Source organism: Variovorax sp. 350MFTsu5.1 (genome assembly GCF_048302515.1).
Lineage (GTDB): Bacteria > Pseudomonadota > Gammaproteobacteria > Burkholderiales > Burkholderiaceae_C > Variovorax > Variovorax guangxiensis.
The window spans coordinates 929,191-945,984 of the sequence record NZ_CP157620.1; the positions used below are offsets into that span (position 1 = coordinate 929,191).

Genomic DNA, 16,794 nt, shown 5'->3' on the forward strand with positions numbered 1-16,794 from the left:
GGGAGATTGCAGGATGGGTGCGGCGATTCAATCACCACCGCGAAACCCCTGCACGCGCTCAGCGCTTCTTCCTTGCTGGACGTGGCTCGGGTTCGAGGGCGGCCGGCGTGGTATCGATGGCTTCGCGCAGATGGCCGTTGTTGTCGTGGTGCACCAGCAACTGGCGCGTGCGCTGCCAGGTCGACAGGCGCGCGGGGGGCACCTCGATGTAGGTGGCCAGGGCGGAGAGGGAGGATTTCTCCTTCACCGGAGCCGGCTCGCGGCGATGCTGCCGGCGGCGCCACGGCGCGATCACCAGCATCGACAGCAGGATGCCGCAGATCACCAGGCCGTACAGGCTCAGCAGGTGCATCACCTCGGGCTGCGAGCGCGCGCCCAGCACGTAGGGCCATGCGTACCAGAGCGCGCAGAACCAGATCGCGATGGTGACGGCGGGGCGCAGCAGGCGCAGCCACAGGTACATGGCCAGCGCGCGCTGCGGGGAGCGGCCGCTGCCGAAGGCGCGCAGCGGGATGCGTGCGGCGTCGATGATGGGCTCCTCCACCGCAGGCTGCCCCCAGGAGCGGCGGCGGCTGGGCGGCGCCGCGTCGGTGTGCATGTCTGGCGGATAGCTGGAGGGGAACACGGACTCATGGGACATCGGAAACTCCTCGGTCGGGGCTTGTCCACACCGCGCGTTTGCCCCGGCGGCGTATCAGGGCTTTGGGAAAGGCGATCACGGTGGTGGCCATCGTGATGGTCCAGAAGGCGATCGGGTACCAGATCGTTCCTGCGAAGTAGCGCATCAGGTCGCGGTCGTAACGGCGGTCGATCCACAGGCTCAGCAGCATCTGCAGGATGCAGGTCATCGCCAGCAGCGTGCCCTGCCAGTGCGGCAGCAGCGCCGAGTGCCAGGAGGAGTCGGACGGCAGGAAGGGCCGCACCAGGCTGACGACGAGCACCAGGGCCATGGCGTAGGCCCAGAAGATGCTCGTCATGTACTCGATGTAGACGGGCCACATGCGCCAGTGGCGCGGCCGCAGGATGTGCGAGCTGCAGCGCAGCATGGTCTGGATGCCGCCCATGGCCCAGCGCAGGCGCTGCTTCCAGAGACCACGCAAGGTCTCGGGCATCAGGATCCAGCACAGCGCGCGCGGCTCGAAGCGCAGCTGCCAGCCGGCGATCTGCAGCTTCCAGCTCATGTCGATGTCCTCGGTGAGCACGTCGGGGCTCCAGAAGCCCACGTCGATCACCGCGCGACGGCGGAACATGGCGATCACGCCCGACACCGTGAAGAGCGTTCCCACCAGCTGCTGCGAGCGCTTGATGAGGCCGATGATCGAGGAGAACTCGCCCACCTGCATGCGCCCCAGCAGCGTGGTGCGGGTGCGGATGCGCGGGTTGCCGGTGACCGCGCCGATGCGCTCGGAGGCCAGCATCGGCAGCAGCATCCACGCAATGGCGTCCTCGTCGATCAGCGCGTCGCCGTCGATGCCCAGGATGTACTCGCCGCGCGCGAGCTGGCAGGCGGTGTTCAGGCCCACGGCCTTGCCCTGGTTGCTGGCGTTGTGGATCACGCGCAGGCGGCCGTATTCCTTGGTCATCTCGTCGAGCAGTTCGCCGGTGCCGTCGGTGCTGCCGTCGTTCACCGCGATGACTTCGCAGTACGGGTAGCGCGTGCGCATCAGCTGCTCGATCACCTCGCGCAGGTGCGGCGCCTCGTTGAAGCAGGGCACCACCACCGTGACCAGCGGGCGCGAGGGAAGCAGGTCGAGCGGGTTGACGTCCACGTCCTGCCTGCGCTCGAACACCCACGCATGCGAGAGGCCGCCGGCCATCCAGACATAGGCCATGAAGAACGGGTAGTAGAAGACGAAGCCGAACAGCAGCGAGGGCAGCGTCTGCGCGAGGAACTGCATGGCGGGGCTCATGGCGAACGCTCTCCTTGCGCCGGACGCGGCGGGGTTTCGGTCTCGGCCGGCGTGCGCAGCGCGCGCGGCAGCAGGGTGCGCACCGAGATCGCGCGGCGCACGGTGTCCAGCCCCGGCTGGTCGTTGAGGAAGTCGTCGGGGTAGTAGCCCAGGTGGCGCACGCCGGCGCGCTGCAGCAGCGTCCACTGGCGCGAGAGTTCGGCATCGGGCACGGGCTTGCCGGTGCGCCAGTCGCGCGCCTGCAGTTCGAAGACCGTGCCGTCGAGCCCGCGAGGCGTGTCGGCGGCGCGTTTGGCCAGGCGCGCGAGCCAACCCTGCGCATCGGCCTCTCGCTCCATGCGCGGCATGGCCATGAGCGCGACGTAGTCGTAGGCGGCTAGCGAGGCCTCGTAGTTCTGCGCGAACCACTGCTCGGCCTGGGGCTCGAGCACCGGCCGGGCGTAGAGGTTGCGCGCGGTCTCCAGCATCGGCCGCCAGGCGCCGGTGCGCGCGGCGAGCTCCTGCGTGAAATCGATCAGGTAGCGCGTCCTGGCCGCGGTCCAGCGCGCCATCAGTTCCGGGCTCGCGCGGATCGCGGCCACGTCGGCAGGCAGGCCCCATCCGGCATACGTGGCCAGCGCGGCGGGGCTCGCGTCCTCGTCGTCGGAGAGCATCGCGTCGTCGTGGAACAGCAGCCCCTCGAAGAAGGCGTGGCGGCCCAGGTCCTCGTAGATGTCGCCGACCAGCGCGCGCACCGCGGGGTCGAAGGGCGTGAGGCGGTGGTAGCGGTCGGCGTGCGTTGCGCCGTCCTGCGCCGTCACCGTGTGCGTGGCGAGCGGGTTCGACGCAGGCAGCCTGAAGGCCATGACCGGCATCCAGGCGTAGACCTTCACGCCGGCGCGGCTGCGCAGCTGCCAGGCCGCGCGCCCGAACAGGTCGGCGCGCACCGGCAGGTGGCGGTTGGGAAAGTACAGCGCGTCGGCCACGCCGTCGCCGTCGGGGTCGGCGTACGCCTGCAGGAACACCGCGCGCGGACGCACGGCGGCCACGCGGTCGATCAGCATCGAGAGGTTGCGCTCCTGCTGGGCGGGATCGGGGTCGTACACGTAGTCGAGGTCCACGTGCATCACGCGGTTGACCGGCCGCACCTCGCCGCCCACGGGGCTGCGCAGCATGCGGTCGAAAGCCGGTGCCTCGTTGTCGTAGGCGGCCAGTGCGCGGCGAATGCGCGCCAGCGGCACGGCGGGCGCGTTGGGGCCGTCGTCGAGCGTGAAGGTGATGGGCATGCCCGCGCGCTTCGATGCCTCGATGGCCGCGCTGTTGTAGGCACCGTAGGGCCACACCATCGACCGCACCTTGGCGCCGGTGCGCTGCTCGATGATCTCGCGGCTGCGGCGCAGGTCGGTCTCGATGCGCCGCACGTAGGCCGCGTCGTCCTCGTAGCGGCCGGTCTTCGGGTCGTAGCGGTGCGTGGCCGCGGCCGGCAGCAGGTTGCCCTGCGGGTTGGCGAGGATGCCGGTGTGCATCGCGTCGCTGTGGCTCGCGAACTCGACCAGGCCCGAGCGCGCCATCTCGGCGGCTTCGCTCCACAGCAGGAAGTTCTCGCGCGGCGCGGGCCTGTCGCCCCAGTGCACCTGCTGTCCTTCGGGCACTTCGAGCCAGCTCGTGACCAGCGCCATCACCGCCGGATAGTTGTAGCGCCTGAGCAGCGGAAACACCTTGGTGTAGGCGCTGCGGTAGCCGTCGTCGAAGGTCAGCAGCACCGGCTTGGGCGGCAGCGGCTTGCCGCCCGCGCGCGCGTCGACGATCTGCTGCAGGCTCACCGGGTGGTAGCCGTTGTACTGCAGCCAGGCGAGGGTGCCGGCGAAGGTGCGCTCGTCCACCGCGGTCTCGTCGGGCGATGCCTCGAAGCTCTCGCGCACGTTGGCGCGCACGTCGTGGAAGGAGATCACCCGGAAGCTCAGGCCGTCGTCGGGGTCGGCAGGCGGCAGCGGCTGCGCGAGGGCCGGCAGCGAGCAGGCCGCCAGCAGCGCCAGCAGCCAGGGCAGCGCCGCGCGCAGGAAGGCGAGGGGAGGGGGCTTCGTCGTCGTTCTTCTCATCACGGCAGGGGAGTCGAGAGGTTCAGGAAGACGCCGCGCTGTCGCTCGCGCACGCCGTCGTAGGGATGGCCGCCGACCAGCAGCCCGTAGCGCAGCGTGAGCTTCGGCCCGAGGTTCCAGCGATGCTCGTAGCGCAGGCTCCAGGTCGGGCCGCTGCCGAAGCCGGCCTGCCGGTAGCTGCCTCCGCCGAGCTCGACGACCTGGAAGAACTGCCGGTCGTCGCGCTTCCAGTTGAGCCACTGCGCGCGCACGCTGAACTGCACGCTGGAGTCGCTCGACGGGTTGAAGTAGGGTGCGTCGATGGCACGGCCGCGGCTCGCGTCGGCGCCGAGCCGGGTCTCGAGCTGGAAGGCCGGCGTGCTGATCCAGCGCTCGCGCCAGCCGATGTCGACGCCGTCGCGCCGGTTGCCGTCGCTGAAGTCCAGCCGCTGCCACTTCAGGTCGAAGCGGCGCGATTCGTCGACCACGTAGCCCACGCTCGCGCCGAACTCGTGCGCGCCGATACCGGCCGCGCGTGCCTTCCACGGCAGCTCCCGGCTGTCGCCGTCGTAGGTGGCCGACAGCCGCCACGCATCGCCCGCTCGGTAGTCGAGCCGGCCGGCCACGCTGTTGCGGTAGGGGCCGGTGTTCGCGTGCTGCACGATGCCCTCGGCCAGCCAGCGGCCCTGCTCCCAGCCGATGCCGATGCCGCCGCGCGCCCAGTTCGCGTTGCCGATGTCGGTGCTGCCGCGTCCCAGCGTCTGCTCGTAGAACACGCGCCAGCGATCGTCGATCAGGCCCGAGCTGAGGCGGCTGTCGATGCGCCATTCATGGTTGGCGATGGCTGCGCCGCCGGAGGAGGCTTCGGCGTCCACGTCGAGCCTGCGGCCGACCAGGGCGCGCCGCTTGCGTTCCATCTCGCGTACCGGCACCGAGTCGGGCATGTCGGCGTAAAGCGATTCGGCGCGCCGGCGGGCCTGCGCGAACTCGGACGCATCGAGCAGCGCCTCGACGTGGCCGATGCGCGCGCCGCTGTCGTAGGGCGAATCGGCGGCCAGCGCCTCGTAGCGCGCCAGCGAAGCCTCGGGGTGCTCGCGCAGCCGCTCGGTGAGGGCCGCGCCGTGCACATAGCCGGCGTTGAGCGGCGCTTCCCGCGTCAGCACCGAGAAGCTCTGCTGCGCGAGCGCCGGGCGGTCGGAGTAAAGCTGCACCAGGCCGCGCAGCCCGCTGACATCGCTGTACTCGCCGTTCGGGCGGCCGGCCTCGGGCGCGAGCCGCAGATGCGCGGGCGTGGCGGCCTCGATGCGCTGCAGCAGCGCATCGGCGTCCGCGAAGCGACCCACGTCCAGGTAGGCGTAGACCAGCCCGAACCAGGTCTCGTCGGGCATCGGCATGTCGGCGCCGCGCCAGGCGAGGGCCGCTTCGTAGACTGGCACGGCCTCGATGGAGCGGCGCTCCTGCGCGAGCGCGCGGCCCACGGCTGCCAGCCCATAGGCGGGGATGTTCGTGTCGGTGCCGCGCAGCGTGTCGTAGAGCGCGATGGCCTCGGCCGGGCGGCCGCGTTCGACCAGCGCCAAGAGGCGGTCGGACTGCAGCCTCGCCCGCACGGTGCGCCATGCGTCGGCGTCCACGGGCTCGGCCTGCGGGGCGGCGGCGTCGACGCGGGCGAGCGCGGCTTCCTGGTCGGCCAGCACGCGATCGAGCGCGGCGACGCGCTCCATGCCAAGGCGCTGGTCGCGTGCGCGTATCGCCCAGCGCAGCCGCTGCGCCAGCGCCTCCTGCTGCAGGGTGGAGAGCGCCAGCGGCGAGAAGCTGCCGGGATCGGCGCGCTGCGCGGCCTCCGCGCTCTCGAGGGCGCTCGACGCGGCGCCGCTGGCCGCGAGCAGGAAGTCGGCCTCGCGGCGCAGGTCCACGCGCCCGGGCCGCAGCGCGCCGGCCTCGGTGTAGGCGCCGAGCGCCTGCAGCGTGTCTTTACGGGCGCGCGCGAGGGCGCCGCGCAGTTCGAGCAGCGCGACGCGGTCCTCGATCCGCGTCGGGGCCGGCTGCGACAGTTCGCTGTACAGGGCCTGTGCGGCGGCAAGGTCGCCACTTTCGAGGCGCCACCAGGCTTCGTGGACGCGCGGTTCGCGTGCAGCGGGCTGCCGCGCGCGCCAGACGCCGATGACTTCGCCCCGCAGGTCGGAGTCATGGGCGCGCCGCGCGGCCACCGCGAGCGGGCCCAGGGCATAGGTGTCCAGCGTCGAGGGCGCGAACTGTCGGCCCAGCGCCACCGCCTCGGCGTACTGGCCATCGGCGGATGCGATCGCGATGGCGTCGGAGGCCACGCGCCGGCGGGCCTCGCCGTCGTCGATCGGCGAGGCGAGCCATGCCTTCAGCCGGCGCATCGCCTCGGCGCCGGTGACGCGGCCTTCGCGGCGCGCGACGATCAGCGCGTCGTGCTGGCGCGCGTCGTAGGGCGACGCGCTCTGGCCGGCTGCGACCGGCAAGGCAGGTGCCGGATGCGGCTGTGCAAGCGCCACCGGTGCAGCGAAGGTCAGCGTGCACGCCAGAGGCAAAGGGGGAAATCTCTGCGCGGTCTGCGCGAATCGACGAAGCAACGAACAGGTCGGCGCGGGGCTGCGCATGACCATGGCCGTGCCTCCAGTTTTTTTCTGGATGAACACCTTGCTCCCTTGGAAATCCGGAAAAGAAACCCCGGCACCCATGACGGCGCCGCAAGGACCGGGGTTGCCGATGTGACAGGCCGGCAGCCCCGATCAGGAATTCAGATCTGGAATCACTTTAGACATCATTGTTAACAGGCGCAAACAAAAGACCGAGGAATTGGTTATATGTGTGAACAGATTCGCGTTTTGGACGTTCGCGGCTATCGCTTTTGTCGGACGGACTCCCAAGCGACCGACGGGCGCCAGGCTCCGCCCCGGCCTAAGATCGCGTGATGAACGCACCTCAGGCCTCCCCGGCGACTCCGCTGCCGCCGCTCCCTCGCTTCTGGTCGCAGCTCACCACGCGCGACTTCGCCGCGCTCGGCGCGGCGGCCACCGTCGCGGTGCTGCCGCTGGGCGCGACCGAGCAGCACGGACCGCACCTGCCGCTGGGCGTGGACACCGTGCTGGCCGACGGCATCGTCGCCGCCTCGCTGCCGCTGCTGCCGGCCGCGCTGCCGGTGCTCTTCCTGCCGACCCAGCAGATCGGCCTGAGCCCGGAGCACGCGCGCTTCGCGGGCACGCTCACGCTGTCGGCCGAAACGCTGATCCGCATGTGGAAGGAAATCGGCGCGTGCGTGGCGCGTGCCGGGGTGAAGAAGCTGGTGCTCTTCAACGCGCACGGCGGCCACGTGGGCGCGATGGACATCGTGGCGCGCGAGCTGCGCGCCGAGCACGGGCTCATCGTCTACAGCGTGAGCTGGTTCAACCTGCCGCTGGGCGACGCGGGCGCGCAGTTCAGCGCGCAGGAGCACCGCTTCGGCGTGCACGCGGGCGAGATCGAAACTTCGATGATGCTGGCGCTCTCACCGCAGCTGGTGCGCATGGGCGAGGCGCGGGATTTCGATTCCACCTCGCGCCAGCGCGCCGCCGACTACGCGATCCTGGGCAACGGCAGGAGCGCCAAGCTCGGCTGGGCCATCGAGGACTACAACCCGCACGGCGCCGCCGGCAACGCGGCAGCCGCCACGGCAGCGCACGGGCAGGCGGTGGTCGACGAGGCAGCTCGTCAGCTCGCGCTGCTGCTGGAAGAGGTGTCGCGGCTGCCGCTGGAAACGGCCAACACCGGCCCTCTTCCCTGATTGACGATCAGGCGGCCAGTACCCCGGCGAACATGCCGGAGTCGACATTGCCGCCGCTCACGCACACCCCCACCGTCGTCCCGCGCCAGCGCTCCTGCTGCTGGAGCGCCGCGGCCAGCGCGGCCGCGCCGGCGCCTTCGGCCACGTTGTGCGTGTCGCTGAAGAGGATGCGCATCGCCTGCGCGATCTCGTCGTCGGTGACCGTCACCACGTCGTCGGCCTCGCGCAGCATCACCTCCACCGATTCGGGCACCGGCGTGCGGCAGGCCATGCCGTCGGCCAGCCGCGTGGTCACGGGCGACTCGACCGGTTTGCCCGCGCGGAAGGAATCGCGGTAGGCCGTCGCATGCGCCGACACCACGCCGATGAGCTTCGTCGACACGCCGCAATGCGCACGCGCCGCCGCAGCGGCCGCGAAGCCCGAGCCCAGGCCGATGGGCACGAACAGCACGTCGGGCGGCTCTGCCGAGAGCGCCTCGAAGAATTCGACATACGCCGTCGAGACGCCGCGCACCAGCTCGCGGTGGAACGAGGGCACGCGGTGCAGGCCGTCGCGCTCGGCCAGCGCGGCCGCATGCTCGGAGGCTGCCTGGAAGTCGTCGCCGTGCTCGATCAGCGTGACGCCGAGCGCACGCATCGCGGCATTCTTCTCGGTCGAGTTGCCGTGCGGCACGACGATGGTCGCGCCCAGCCCGTGGCGCCGCGCCGCGAAGCCGACCGACTGGCCGTGGTTACCGCGCGTGGCGCTGATGGCGTGGCGCACGCCCGGGTGCTCGCGCGCCAGGGTCTCGAAGTAGGTCAGCCCGCCGCGGATCTTGAAGGCGCCCGCCGGCGTGTGGTTCTCGTGCTTCGCCCACACGGTTGCGCCCAGGCGTTGGGACAGGAGCGGCCAGGCGTACTGCGGCGTGGGTGGCATGGCTGCGCGCACGGTGCGCTGCGCCGATTCGATCTCTTCGCGGGTGAATCTCATGGGGTATCTCTCTTCTTGTCTTTCTACTTGCGCTCGGTCAGCGCCACCCGCACGGCCAGGGCGGCGAGCACGCTGCCCATCACGTAGCGCTGCGCGCGCAGCCAGCCGGCGCTCTGCGACAGCACGGCGGTGATGCCGGCGGCGCCGACGATCATCACGGTGTTGACCGCTGCGCTGGCCGTCATCTGCGCGATGCCCAGCTGCATGCTCTGCAGCAGCACCGAGCCGCGCTCGGGGTGGATGAACTGCGGGAAGAACGAGAGATAGAACATCGCCACCTTCGGGTTCAGCAGGTTCGTGAGAAAGCCCATGCGAAACAGCTTGCCCGGCGGATCGGCCGGCAGCGCGCGTGCCTCGAAGGGCGCGCTGCCGCCCGGCTTCACCGCCTGCCATGCGAGCCACAGCAGGTAGGCCGCGCCCGCGATGCGGATCGCATCGAAGGCCAGCGGCACCGCCAGCAGCAGCGCGGTGAGCCCGAGCGCCGCCGCGAACAGGTGCACCAGGAAGGCCAGCAGCACGCCGCCCAGCGAGATGAGCCCCGCGCGCCGGCCCTGCACCAGCGTGCGCGAGACGCAATAGATCATGTTCGGCCCCGGCGTGAGCGCCAGCAGCAGCGAGGCGAAGGCGAAGAGGGCGATCTCGGCGAGGCTCAGCATGTCAGAGTCCTTGTGATTCGAGGGTGACGCTGCCGCGCGGCGTGTCGAGCACGGCAACCAGGTTGGGCGCGCCGGCATCGATGTCGATGCCCGTCATGCCGATGGCCGCGAGCGCCGCGGCCAGCGCGGGGGCGCGCGGATGCGTGGCGCGCAGCGAGCGCAGCACGAGGCCCGACGCCGGCATGGCGTCGGTGGGATGCACGGCGCCCCACTGGATCAGCGTGGGCAGCGCGCCGTAGAACAGCCGCTGGCCGTCGTCGCGCACGGTGATCTGCCATTCGAGCCGGCCGGCGGGCGTATCGCGCGAGGCTTCGAGAAGCTGGCCGCGGTCGATGTGCGCGTGCTCCTCGCGCGCCAGCGCGCGTGTCGCCGCATGCGCGTCGGGCACGCGCGCGACGAAGTGGATCAGCCGCGGGCCATGCCGCGCGATGCTCGCCTGCAGCGTGGCATCGTCCATGTCGAACCAGCGGCGCGTCCTGGGCCGCGAGGGATGCTTGCCGGGCTCGATCGCGATGATCTCCGCATACGCCGCCGGAAAGGCATCGCCCGAGACGTTCAGCAGCCGGTTGTGCGTGCCCATCAGCGGATGCGAGCCGCCGGGCGCCGGCGTGACGCCGAGCGTGGCCTCGCACCACGCCACGCCCTCGGCGAGCGAGGCTGCGGCGATCACCAGGTGGTCGAGTTGCGCGTGCATGGCGGGCGGCCCGTTCAGAGCGAGACGCTGCCGTCCACGCAGGTCACGGCGTCGCCGCCGACCCAGATCCGGCCTTCGGCGTCGCGCTCGATGTGGACGCGGCCCGCGCGCCCCAGGCACTGGCCTTGGGCGGCAAGGTAGCGCTCGGGCATGTGGCCGTCGGCGATCAGCCATTCGGCCAGGCTCGCGTTGAGGCTGCCGGTGACGGGGTCTTCCTGCACGCCGATGGGCTCGGCGAAGGCGCGCACCTCGAGGTCGATCTTCGCGCCGTTCGCGTTGGGAACCGCGGGCCGGTTGCCGAAGGCACGCGCCTCGCGGTTGGAGCGGCCGATGAGCAGCGAGGTGTCGTGCGCCGCGGGCACGCCCGCCACGCCGGCCTTCACGCCCAGCTCCTTCAGCGCGCGGTGGTCGGGCTGCAGCGCCAGCACCGCGTCGGCGTCGTTGACCAGCAGGCCGAACCAGACGGGGCCGTTGTCCAGCACCTGCGCCGCGACCACCTGCTGCGCCTTCAGGCCCAGCGCGCCCGCCACCTTGGCCAGCAGCGCGGGGCTGGGCGCGCTGCGCCTGAGCGGCGGGGCGGCGAAGGCCAGGCGGCTGCCGTCGCGGCGCAGCGGCACCAGGCCCGCGCCGCACTGTTGCACCACCATGCCCGCAGCCTTGGGCTTGCCGCCGGCCTGCAGCCACGCATGGCAGCTGCCGATGGTCGGGTGGCCGGCGAAGGGCAGCTCGCCGCCGGGGGTGAAGATGCGCACGCGGTAATCGGCCGCCGGGTCGGTGGGCGGCAGCAGGAAGGTGGTTTCGGACAGGTTCGTCCACTGCGCGAAGCGCTGCATGGCGGTGTCGTCGAGGTCCTGGCCGTCGATCACCACCGCGAGCGGGTTGCCGTAGTAGGCGGTGGCGGTGAAGACGTCGACTTGCTTGAAGGGGCGGGATTTCATCGGGTTCATTCGAGGGATAAATCGAGCACGCCACGCGTGCCCGGGCGGGAGAGCAGTTCGGAGTACCAGCGCTCCACGTTCGGCCAGCTCGGCCGGCGGTATTCGGCGCCGGGCAGGCCGAACCAGCGGTGCGCTTCGCAGCCCACCGGGATGTCGGCCATGGTGAAGCGCTGGCCGGCCATGTAGGGCTGGCGCGCGAGGTGCGCGTCGAGCATCGCGAAGAGCGCTTCGCTCGCGCTCACCGAGGCCTCGATGAGCGCCGGCTGGCGCTCCGAGGGCGGCGTGCGCACCCACTGGACGAAGGCGTCGCGGCTCGCGCGGTTGAGCGTGGTCTGCTGCCAGTCCATCCAGCGCTCGGCGTCGAAGCGCGCGGGCAACTCGGCCGGATAGAGGTTGCCGTGCGAGTGCTTCGCGCAGAGGTAGCGCACGATCACGTTCGATTCCCACAGCGTCACGCGCTCGGCGCCCTCGCCGTCGTCGATGGTGGGCACCATCGCGTTCGGATTGAGCGCGAGGTACTCGGGCGTCTGCACCACGCCGAACCTGCCGCCGGCCTCGGTGCGCTGGAAGTCGAGCCCGAGCTCCTGCGCGCACCACACCACCTTGCGGACATTGATCGAGCTGATGCGGCCCCAGATGTTGAGCATGTCTTTTCTTTCCTGGTTGTCGTTGCTTTGCCCGCCGGTCAGCGCGGCGAAGGACGATCGAGAAAAAGCAGCCGCACCGCCAGCCCCAGCATCACGGCCGCCAGCAGGCTGTTCTGGATGCGCGCCGCGCCGGGGCGCTTTTGCAGCCAGCGTCCGATCTGGCCGCTGCACGCGCCCAGCAGCGTGTTGAAGGCCAGCGCCGCCGCCGACAGCAGCACGCCGAGCTGCAGCAGCTGCAGCGTCACGCTGCCGCGCGCCGGGTCGACGAACTGCGGCAGGAACACCATGAAGAACAGCAGCGCCTTCGGATTGACGAGGTTGTTCAGCAGCGCCATGCGCACGATGCGGCCGAAGCTGGCGGGCCTGGCCCGGGCGCCCATGCGAAGCCCGATGCCGCCGCTGCGCAGCGCCTGCACCGCGAGCCACACCAGGTAGAGCGCGCCCGCGTAGCGCAGCAGGTCGAACGAAGGCGGCCATGCCGCCACCAGCGCGGTGACGCCGGTGGCCGCCGAGAGCGTGTGCACCAGGTCGGCCGCCGAGATGCCCAGCGCCGCGGCGAAGCCGCCGCGCGGGCCGTGGGCCACGCCGTGCGAAAGCACGAAGGCCATGTTCGGGCCCGGCGACAGGAACAGCGCCAGCACCGCGAGCATGAAGAGCGAAAGTGTCGCGAGGCCGATCAACGCGGGCTCCTTCGGGCTCGGGTGCTGGCGCGGCCGGCCTCAGGCCGGCGTGGCGGCCAGCTTCCTGTCGCCCAGCAGCACCAGTTCCTCGCGCAGCGTCTGCGCGAGCGCGGCGATGGCGGTGTCGATCTCCTCCACGCTGGCCGTCACGAACGACAGGCGCAGCGTGCGCGGATCGCCTTCGCCGGCGTAGAAGGGCGCGCCGGGCACGAAGGCCACGTTGCGCTCCACCGCCTTGGGCAGCAGCTTCACGGTGTCCACGCCCTCGGGCAGGCGCGCCCACAGGAACATGCCGCCCTTGGGCGCGTTGAACTTCACGTCCATGCCGGCCATCTCGCGCGTGAGCGCGGCCATCATCGCGTCGCGCTGGCGCTTGTAGAGGGCGCGGATGGTGGGCACGTGGGTGTCGAGGAACCTGTCCTTCATCACCGCCGAGACCATGCGCTGCGTGAAGATGGGTGTGTGCAGGTCGACGGCCTGCTTGGCCTGCAGCAGCTTCGGGTAGATGGACTTGGGCGCCACCAGGAAGCCCAGGCGCAGGCCTGGGGCCAGCACCTTCGAGAACGAGCCCAGGTAGATCACGCCCTCGGGGTTGCGCGCGGCCAGCGGCAGCGGCGGGGCTTCGTCGAACCAGAGTTCGCCGTAGGGGTTGTCCTCCACGATGGGCAGGCCGGCGGCGGCAGCGGCTGCCGACACGGCGGCGCGGCGCTCCTCGGTCATGGTGCGGCCGGTGGGGTTCTGGAAGTTGGGCAGCAGGTAGATGAAGCGCGCGTCCTTGGCCTTGGCCACGAGGTCGTCGACGATCACGCCGTCGTCGTCGCTGGCCACGCCCACGGGGTGCGGCTCCATCGGGCCGAAGGCCTGCAGCGCGCCGAGGTAGGTGGGCGTTTCCACCAGCACCTTGCTGCCCGGATCGATCAGCACCTTGGCCACAAGGTCGAGGCCCTGCTGCGAGCCGGTGGTGATGAGCACCTGCGAGGCATCGACGTCCCACGGCAGCATGTCGGCCACCGCCTGGCGCAGCGGCGCGTAGCCTTCGCTCGCGGCGTACTGCAGCGCGGCCTGGCCGTCGTTGTGCAGCACCTCGGCGCAGGCGTCGGCGAAGGCCTGGATCGGGAAGGTCTTGGGCGAGGGCAGGCCGCCGGCCAGGCTGATGATGCCGGGGCGCTCGGTGACCTTGAGGATTTCACGCAGCACCGAGGGATTCATCTTGGCGGCGCGGGCGGCGAGTTTCCAGTTCATGGCTTTCTTCTTTCAGGCGGTGAGGTGAGATTCGGATGTTCGGGAGGGCGCAACGGCGCGGATCAGTCACGGTACACGACATGGGCCCGCTTGTCGTCCGGGCCGCGTGTGGGCGCCAGGGCAGGCGCCGCCGGCTGCGACAGCCGCTTGCCGATGACCACCGTGGCAACCACGGCGACCGCGAAGGCCAGCGTGACCACGTCCAGCGGCTCGCCCAGGATCGGGATCGACGCGAGGATCGAAAGGAAAGGCTGCAGCAGCTGCGTCTGGCTCACGCGCAGCGCGCCGCCAAGGGCCAGGCCGCGGTACCAGGCGAAGAAGCCGATCCACATCGAGAAAGTGCCGACGTAGACGAAGCCCAGCCAGGAGGCGGTGGCGACCGGCTGCGTGGGCCACAGCATCAGCGTGGCCGGCAGGGTGACGGGCAGCGCCATCACGCACACCCAGCAGATCACGCGCTCGGCGCCCAGCGAGGGCGTGACCTGCGCGCCGTAGATGTAGCCCAGCGAGGCCGCGATGACCGCGCCCACCAGCAGCAGGTCGGCCCATTCGAAGCCGAAGCCGTGTCCGCCCTGGCTGGCGCGCAGCACCGAGAACACCACCACCAGCAGGCTGCCCGCGATAGCGCAGAGCCAGAAGCCCAGCCGAGCGCGCTGATGCAGCACCCAGGCCGCGACGGCGGCCGTGACCAGCGGCAGCAGCGCCGTCACCACCGCCGCATGGCTGGCCGTGACCACGCGCAGCGCATAAGCCAGCAGCAGCGGGAACCCGATGGCGTTGCCCAGCACCGCCATGCCCAGCGGCTTCCACTGGTGCGGGGCCGGGCGCGGCGAGCGCGTCACCAGCAGGAAGACGGCCGACAGCACGCCCGCCAGCGCCGCGCGCCCGAGGGTGACGAACCACGGCGAGAGCTGCGGCGCCTCCTGCGGGCCGGTGGCCAGGCGCGTCATCGGCAGCGTGACGGCGAACATCGCAACGCCCAGCACGCCCAGCCACATGCCGAGCGTCTCGTCCTTGATGCTCCTCATACGCCCACCATCCACCAGGCGGTGAGCACCAGTACCAGGCCCATTGCACGGTTGAACCACAGCAGGCGCGAGCCCTTGGCCAGCCAGTCGCGCAGCATGGCGCCGACCAGCGCATACGCGAAGTTGCTGACGAAGGCATAGGCCAGCATCACCGGCGCCACGATCGCGAAGCGGTGCAGCGCGTCGGGCTGCCCGGCGATCCAGCCGGCCACCAGCGTGAGCGCCAGCAGCCAGGCCTTGATGTTCACGAGCTGCAGCATCACGCCCTGGCCGAAGCCCACCGAGAGGCTCTTGCCATCGGCCTTGCCGAGCGTGGCGCTGCCGCTGAGCTTCCAAGCCAGCCACAGCAGGTAGCCGATGCCCAGCGCCTTGATGGCCAGCCGCAGCGAGGGCATTGCCACCACCAGCGCGCCGATGCCGGCGGCGCACAGCGCCAGCAGCAGGGTCCAGCCGACCGGCACTGCGACCACGAAGCGCATGGCGCGCGACAGGCCGCCATTGGCCGCCAGGGCGGTGGAAAGCGTGGTGTTGGGACCGGGCGAGAAGCTCATCGCCGTGGCCAGCACCAGCAGCGCGGTGAATTCTTGCCAGTTCATGACACACACTCTAAACTTGCGACCATTACAGTTCCAGTACAGATGATCGAACAATAAGGCAATCTGTATTGGTCACCCCTTCGACACAGAAGCCAGGGAAACCGGCACAGCCCGGACGACGCATGCTCACACGCACCTCCACACAGTCGCTGACGGGGCAGCTCGCCGACCGCCTGGCCGAGCGCATCCGCACGCGGCTGCTGCCGCCGGGCGCGCGGCTGCCCTCGGTGCGCGAATGCGCGCGGCAGCAGGGCGTGAGCCCCTACACCGTGGTCGCGGCCTACGACCAGCTGCTGGCGCAGGGGCTGGTCGAGGCCCGGCGCCAGCGCGGCTTCTACGTTCGCGACTCGGCCCCGGCGCAGGACGCCCGCTCGGCCGACGCCAACGGCGCGATGGGCGTGCCCGCCGCAATCGCAGTGCAGATGATGGCCTCGCGCGTGCCGGCCGACGCCAGTTCGCTGATCCGCAGCATGTTCCACCGCCCGAGCGACAAGCCGCAGCCGGGCATGGGCGTGTTTCCGCCCGACTGGATGGCCTCCACCTTCATGCCCACGGCCGTGCGGCGCATGACCAATACAGCCGCGCTGCAGGAGCTGTCGCTCCAGTACGGCGAGCCCGCCGGCGACATGAGCCTGCGGCGCAGCCTCTCGCAGAAGCTGGTGGGCATCAACGTGCCGGCCTCGCCCGACCAGATCGTGACCACCGTCGGCGCCACCCACGCGCTGGACATCGTGAGCCGCACCCTGCTGCGCCCGGGTGACCCGGTGATGGTCGAGGAGCCCGGCTGGGCGCTGGAGTTCGCGCGGCTGGAGGCGCTGGGCATGCGCATCCTGCCGGTGCCGCGCCGCGCCGACGGGCCCGACCTGGAAGTGATGGCGCAGTATTGCAAGCTGCACAGCCCCAAGCTCTTCGTCAGCGTGAGCGTGCTGCACAACCCCACCGGCTACAGCCTCACGCCGGGCAGCGCGCACCGCGTACTCAAGCTGGCCAACGAGCACGGCTTCCACATCGTCGAGGACGACACCTACAGCCACCTCGCGCCAGAGCACGCCACGCGGCTGAGCGCGCTCGACGGGCTGCAGCGCACCATCTACGTCAGCGGCTTCGCGAAGATCCTGGCGCCCAACTGGCGCATCGGCTTCCTGGCCGCGCCGCCCGAGCTGAAGGAGCGGCTGCTCGAGACCAAGCTGCTGGCCACGCTGACCTCGCCGACGCTCTTCGAGCGGGCCTTGTCGTGGTGCATCGACCAGGGGCAGCTGCGCCGGCACTCCGAGCGCGTGCGCATCCGGCTCGACGGGGCGCGGGGGAGGGCGGTGAAGCTGGCGATGGCGCACGGCTGCACCTTCGCCTCGGAGCCCGCGGGGCTCTTCGGCTGGGTCGACACCGGCGTGGACACCGACGCGCTCACGCAGCGCATGCTCGACCAGGGCTACCTGCTGGCGCCGGGGTCGCTCTTCCATGCGCGCCGGCCGCCGAGCACCATGATGCGGATCAACTTCGCGACCTCGCAGGACGCCGCCTTCTGGAAAGTCTTCAGCAAGGTCAGAAGCGAGCTCTGACGGACGCTAAAAGCCCGGAGGCTTGGAGTA

Annotated in this window: 15 protein-coding genes; 2 read left to right on the forward strand and 13 right to left on the reverse strand. The window is 70.9% G+C overall.

Annotated elements, in window-relative coordinates:
• Nucleotides 1–58 precede the first annotated feature (58 nt).
• Genes pgaD through pgaA form a run of 4 tightly spaced genes read right to left on the reverse strand, consistent with a single transcriptional unit; the run spans nt 59 to nt 6,453 of the window.
• Nucleotides 59–640, reverse strand: a complete 582-nt coding sequence (gene pgaD / locus ABL843_RS03955; protein ID WP_240650581.1) for a poly-beta-1,6-N-acetyl-D-glucosamine biosynthesis protein PgaD — start codon at nt 638–640, stop codon at nt 59–61.
• Nucleotides 630–1,910, reverse strand: coding sequence for a poly-beta-1,6-N-acetyl-D-glucosamine synthase (gene pgaC, locus ABL843_RS03960; protein WP_184634419.1), 1,281 nt, complete (start codon nt 1,908–1,910; stop codon nt 630–632). The genes pgaD and pgaC overlap by 11 nt, the downstream gene beginning before the upstream one ends.
• Nucleotides 1,907–3,988, reverse strand: coding sequence for a poly-beta-1,6-N-acetyl-D-glucosamine N-deacetylase PgaB (gene pgaB, locus ABL843_RS03965; protein ID WP_418119046.1), 2,082 nt, complete (start codon nt 3,986–3,988; stop codon nt 1,907–1,909). Before pgaB ends, pgaC begins: the two co-directional genes overlap by 4 nt.
• Entirely contained in the window at nt 3,988–6,453 is a 2,466-nt protein-coding gene (pgaA, locus tag ABL843_RS03970) for a poly-beta-1,6 N-acetyl-D-glucosamine export porin PgaA (RefSeq protein ID WP_418119047.1), read from the reverse strand. The genes pgaB and pgaA overlap by 1 nt, the downstream gene beginning before the upstream one ends.
• Before the next feature lie 452 nt (nt 6,454–6,905).
• Between pgaA and ABL843_RS03975 the strand changes: the two genes are divergently transcribed.
• The gene (locus ABL843_RS03975) at nt 6,906–7,754 is read left to right on the forward strand and encodes a creatininase family protein (RefSeq protein WP_418119048.1); all 849 of its coding nucleotides are present in this window, start codon (nt 6,906–6,908) and stop codon (nt 7,752–7,754) included.
• 7 nt (nt 7,755–7,761) lie between these two features.
• On the opposite strand, the gene ABL843_RS03980 is transcribed toward ABL843_RS03975, so the two are convergent.
• From ABL843_RS03980 to ABL843_RS04020, 9 genes are all read right to left on the reverse strand, one after another.
• Entirely contained in the window at nt 7,762–8,724 is a 963-nt protein-coding gene (locus ABL843_RS03980; protein WP_418119049.1) for a threonine dehydratase, read from the reverse strand.
• Nucleotides 8,725–8,747: 23 nt separating this feature from the next.
• Nucleotides 8,748–9,380, reverse strand: coding sequence for a LysE family translocator (locus tag ABL843_RS03985; protein ID WP_418119050.1), 633 nt, complete (start codon nt 9,378–9,380; stop codon nt 8,748–8,750).
• A 1-nt stretch (nt 9,381) separates the two neighbouring features.
• Complete coding sequence (locus ABL843_RS03990; RefSeq protein ID WP_418119051.1) at nt 9,382–10,074, reverse strand: VOC family protein; 693 nt, start codon at nt 10,072–10,074, stop codon at nt 9,382–9,384.
• A 14-nt stretch (nt 10,075–10,088) separates the two neighbouring features.
• Nucleotides 10,089–11,012 carry a PhzF family phenazine biosynthesis protein gene (locus ABL843_RS03995; protein ID WP_418119052.1) on the reverse strand — a complete coding sequence of 308 codons (924 nt, stop codon included), beginning with the start codon at nt 11,010–11,012 and terminating at the stop codon, nt 10,089–10,091.
• Between the two features lie 5 nt (nt 11,013–11,017).
• The gene (locus tag ABL843_RS04000; protein WP_418119053.1) at nt 11,018–11,659 is read right to left on the reverse strand and encodes a glutathione S-transferase family protein; all 642 of its coding nucleotides are present in this window, start codon (nt 11,657–11,659) and stop codon (nt 11,018–11,020) included.
• A 38-nt stretch (nt 11,660–11,697) separates the two neighbouring features.
• A complete protein-coding gene (locus ABL843_RS04005) occupies nt 11,698–12,339 on the reverse strand; it encodes a LysE family translocator (protein WP_369659727.1) in 642 nt (213 codons plus the stop codon).
• 39 nt (nt 12,340–12,378) lie between these two features.
• Nucleotides 12,379–13,581: a PLP-dependent aminotransferase family protein gene (locus ABL843_RS04010; RefSeq protein WP_418119054.1), complete on the reverse strand. Its 1,203-nt coding sequence runs from the start codon at nt 13,579–13,581 to the stop codon at nt 12,379–12,381.
• 62 nt (nt 13,582–13,643) lie between these two features.
• Entirely contained in the window at nt 13,644–14,609 is a 966-nt protein-coding gene (locus ABL843_RS04015; protein ID WP_418119055.1) for a DMT family transporter, read from the reverse strand.
• A complete protein-coding gene (locus ABL843_RS04020; protein ID WP_418119056.1) occupies nt 14,606–15,205 on the reverse strand; it encodes a LysE family translocator in 600 nt (199 codons plus the stop codon). Before ABL843_RS04020 ends, ABL843_RS04015 begins: the two co-directional genes overlap by 4 nt.
• A gap of 122 nt (nt 15,206–15,327) precedes the next feature.
• On the opposite strand from ABL843_RS04020, the gene ABL843_RS04025 reads away from it, so the two are divergent.
• Nucleotides 15,328–16,764, forward strand: a complete 1,437-nt coding sequence (locus tag ABL843_RS04025) for a PLP-dependent aminotransferase family protein (protein ID WP_418119057.1) — start codon at nt 15,328–15,330, stop codon at nt 16,762–16,764.
• The last annotated feature ends 30 nt before the right edge of the window (nt 16,765–16,794 follow it).

Coding starts and splice junctions, on each gene's coding strand:
- ABL843_RS03995 (WP_418119052.1), bottom strand. CDS start 11,012: ATGAAATCCCGCCCCTTCAAGCAAGTCGACGTCTTCACCGCCACCGCC.
- pgaB (WP_418119046.1), bottom strand. CDS start 3,988: ATGAGAAGAACGACGACGAAGCCCCCTCCCCTCGCCTTCCTGCGCGCG.
- ABL843_RS04015 (WP_418119055.1), bottom strand. CDS start 14,609: ATGAGGAGCATCAAGGACGAGACGCTCGGCATGTGGCTGGGCGTGCTG.
- ABL843_RS03985 (WP_418119050.1), bottom strand. CDS start 9,380: ATGCTGAGCCTCGCCGAGATCGCCCTCTTCGCCTTCGCCTCGCTGCTG.
- ABL843_RS04020 (WP_418119056.1), bottom strand. CDS start 15,205: ATGAACTGGCAAGAATTCACCGCGCTGCTGGTGCTGGCCACGGCGATG.
- ABL843_RS03980 (WP_418119049.1), bottom strand. CDS start 8,724: ATGAGATTCACCCGCGAAGAGATCGAATCGGCGCAGCGCACCGTGCGC.
- pgaD (WP_240650581.1), bottom strand. CDS start 640: ATGTCCCATGAGTCCGTGTTCCCCTCCAGCTATCCGCCAGACATGCAC.
- pgaC (WP_184634419.1), bottom strand. CDS start 1,910: ATGAGCCCCGCCATGCAGTTCCTCGCGCAGACGCTGCCCTCGCTGCTG.
- ABL843_RS03975 (WP_418119048.1), top strand. CDS start 6,906: ATGAACGCACCTCAGGCCTCCCCGGCGACTCCGCTGCCGCCGCTCCCT.
- ABL843_RS04000 (WP_418119053.1), bottom strand. CDS start 11,659: ATGCTCAACATCTGGGGCCGCATCAGCTCGATCAATGTCCGCAAGGTG.
- ABL843_RS04010 (WP_418119054.1), bottom strand. CDS start 13,581: ATGAACTGGAAACTCGCCGCCCGCGCCGCCAAGATGAATCCCTCGGTG.
- ABL843_RS04025 (WP_418119057.1), top strand. CDS start 15,328: ATGCTCACACGCACCTCCACACAGTCGCTGACGGGGCAGCTCGCCGAC.
- ABL843_RS03990 (WP_418119051.1), bottom strand. CDS start 10,074: ATGCACGCGCAACTCGACCACCTGGTGATCGCCGCAGCCTCGCTCGCC.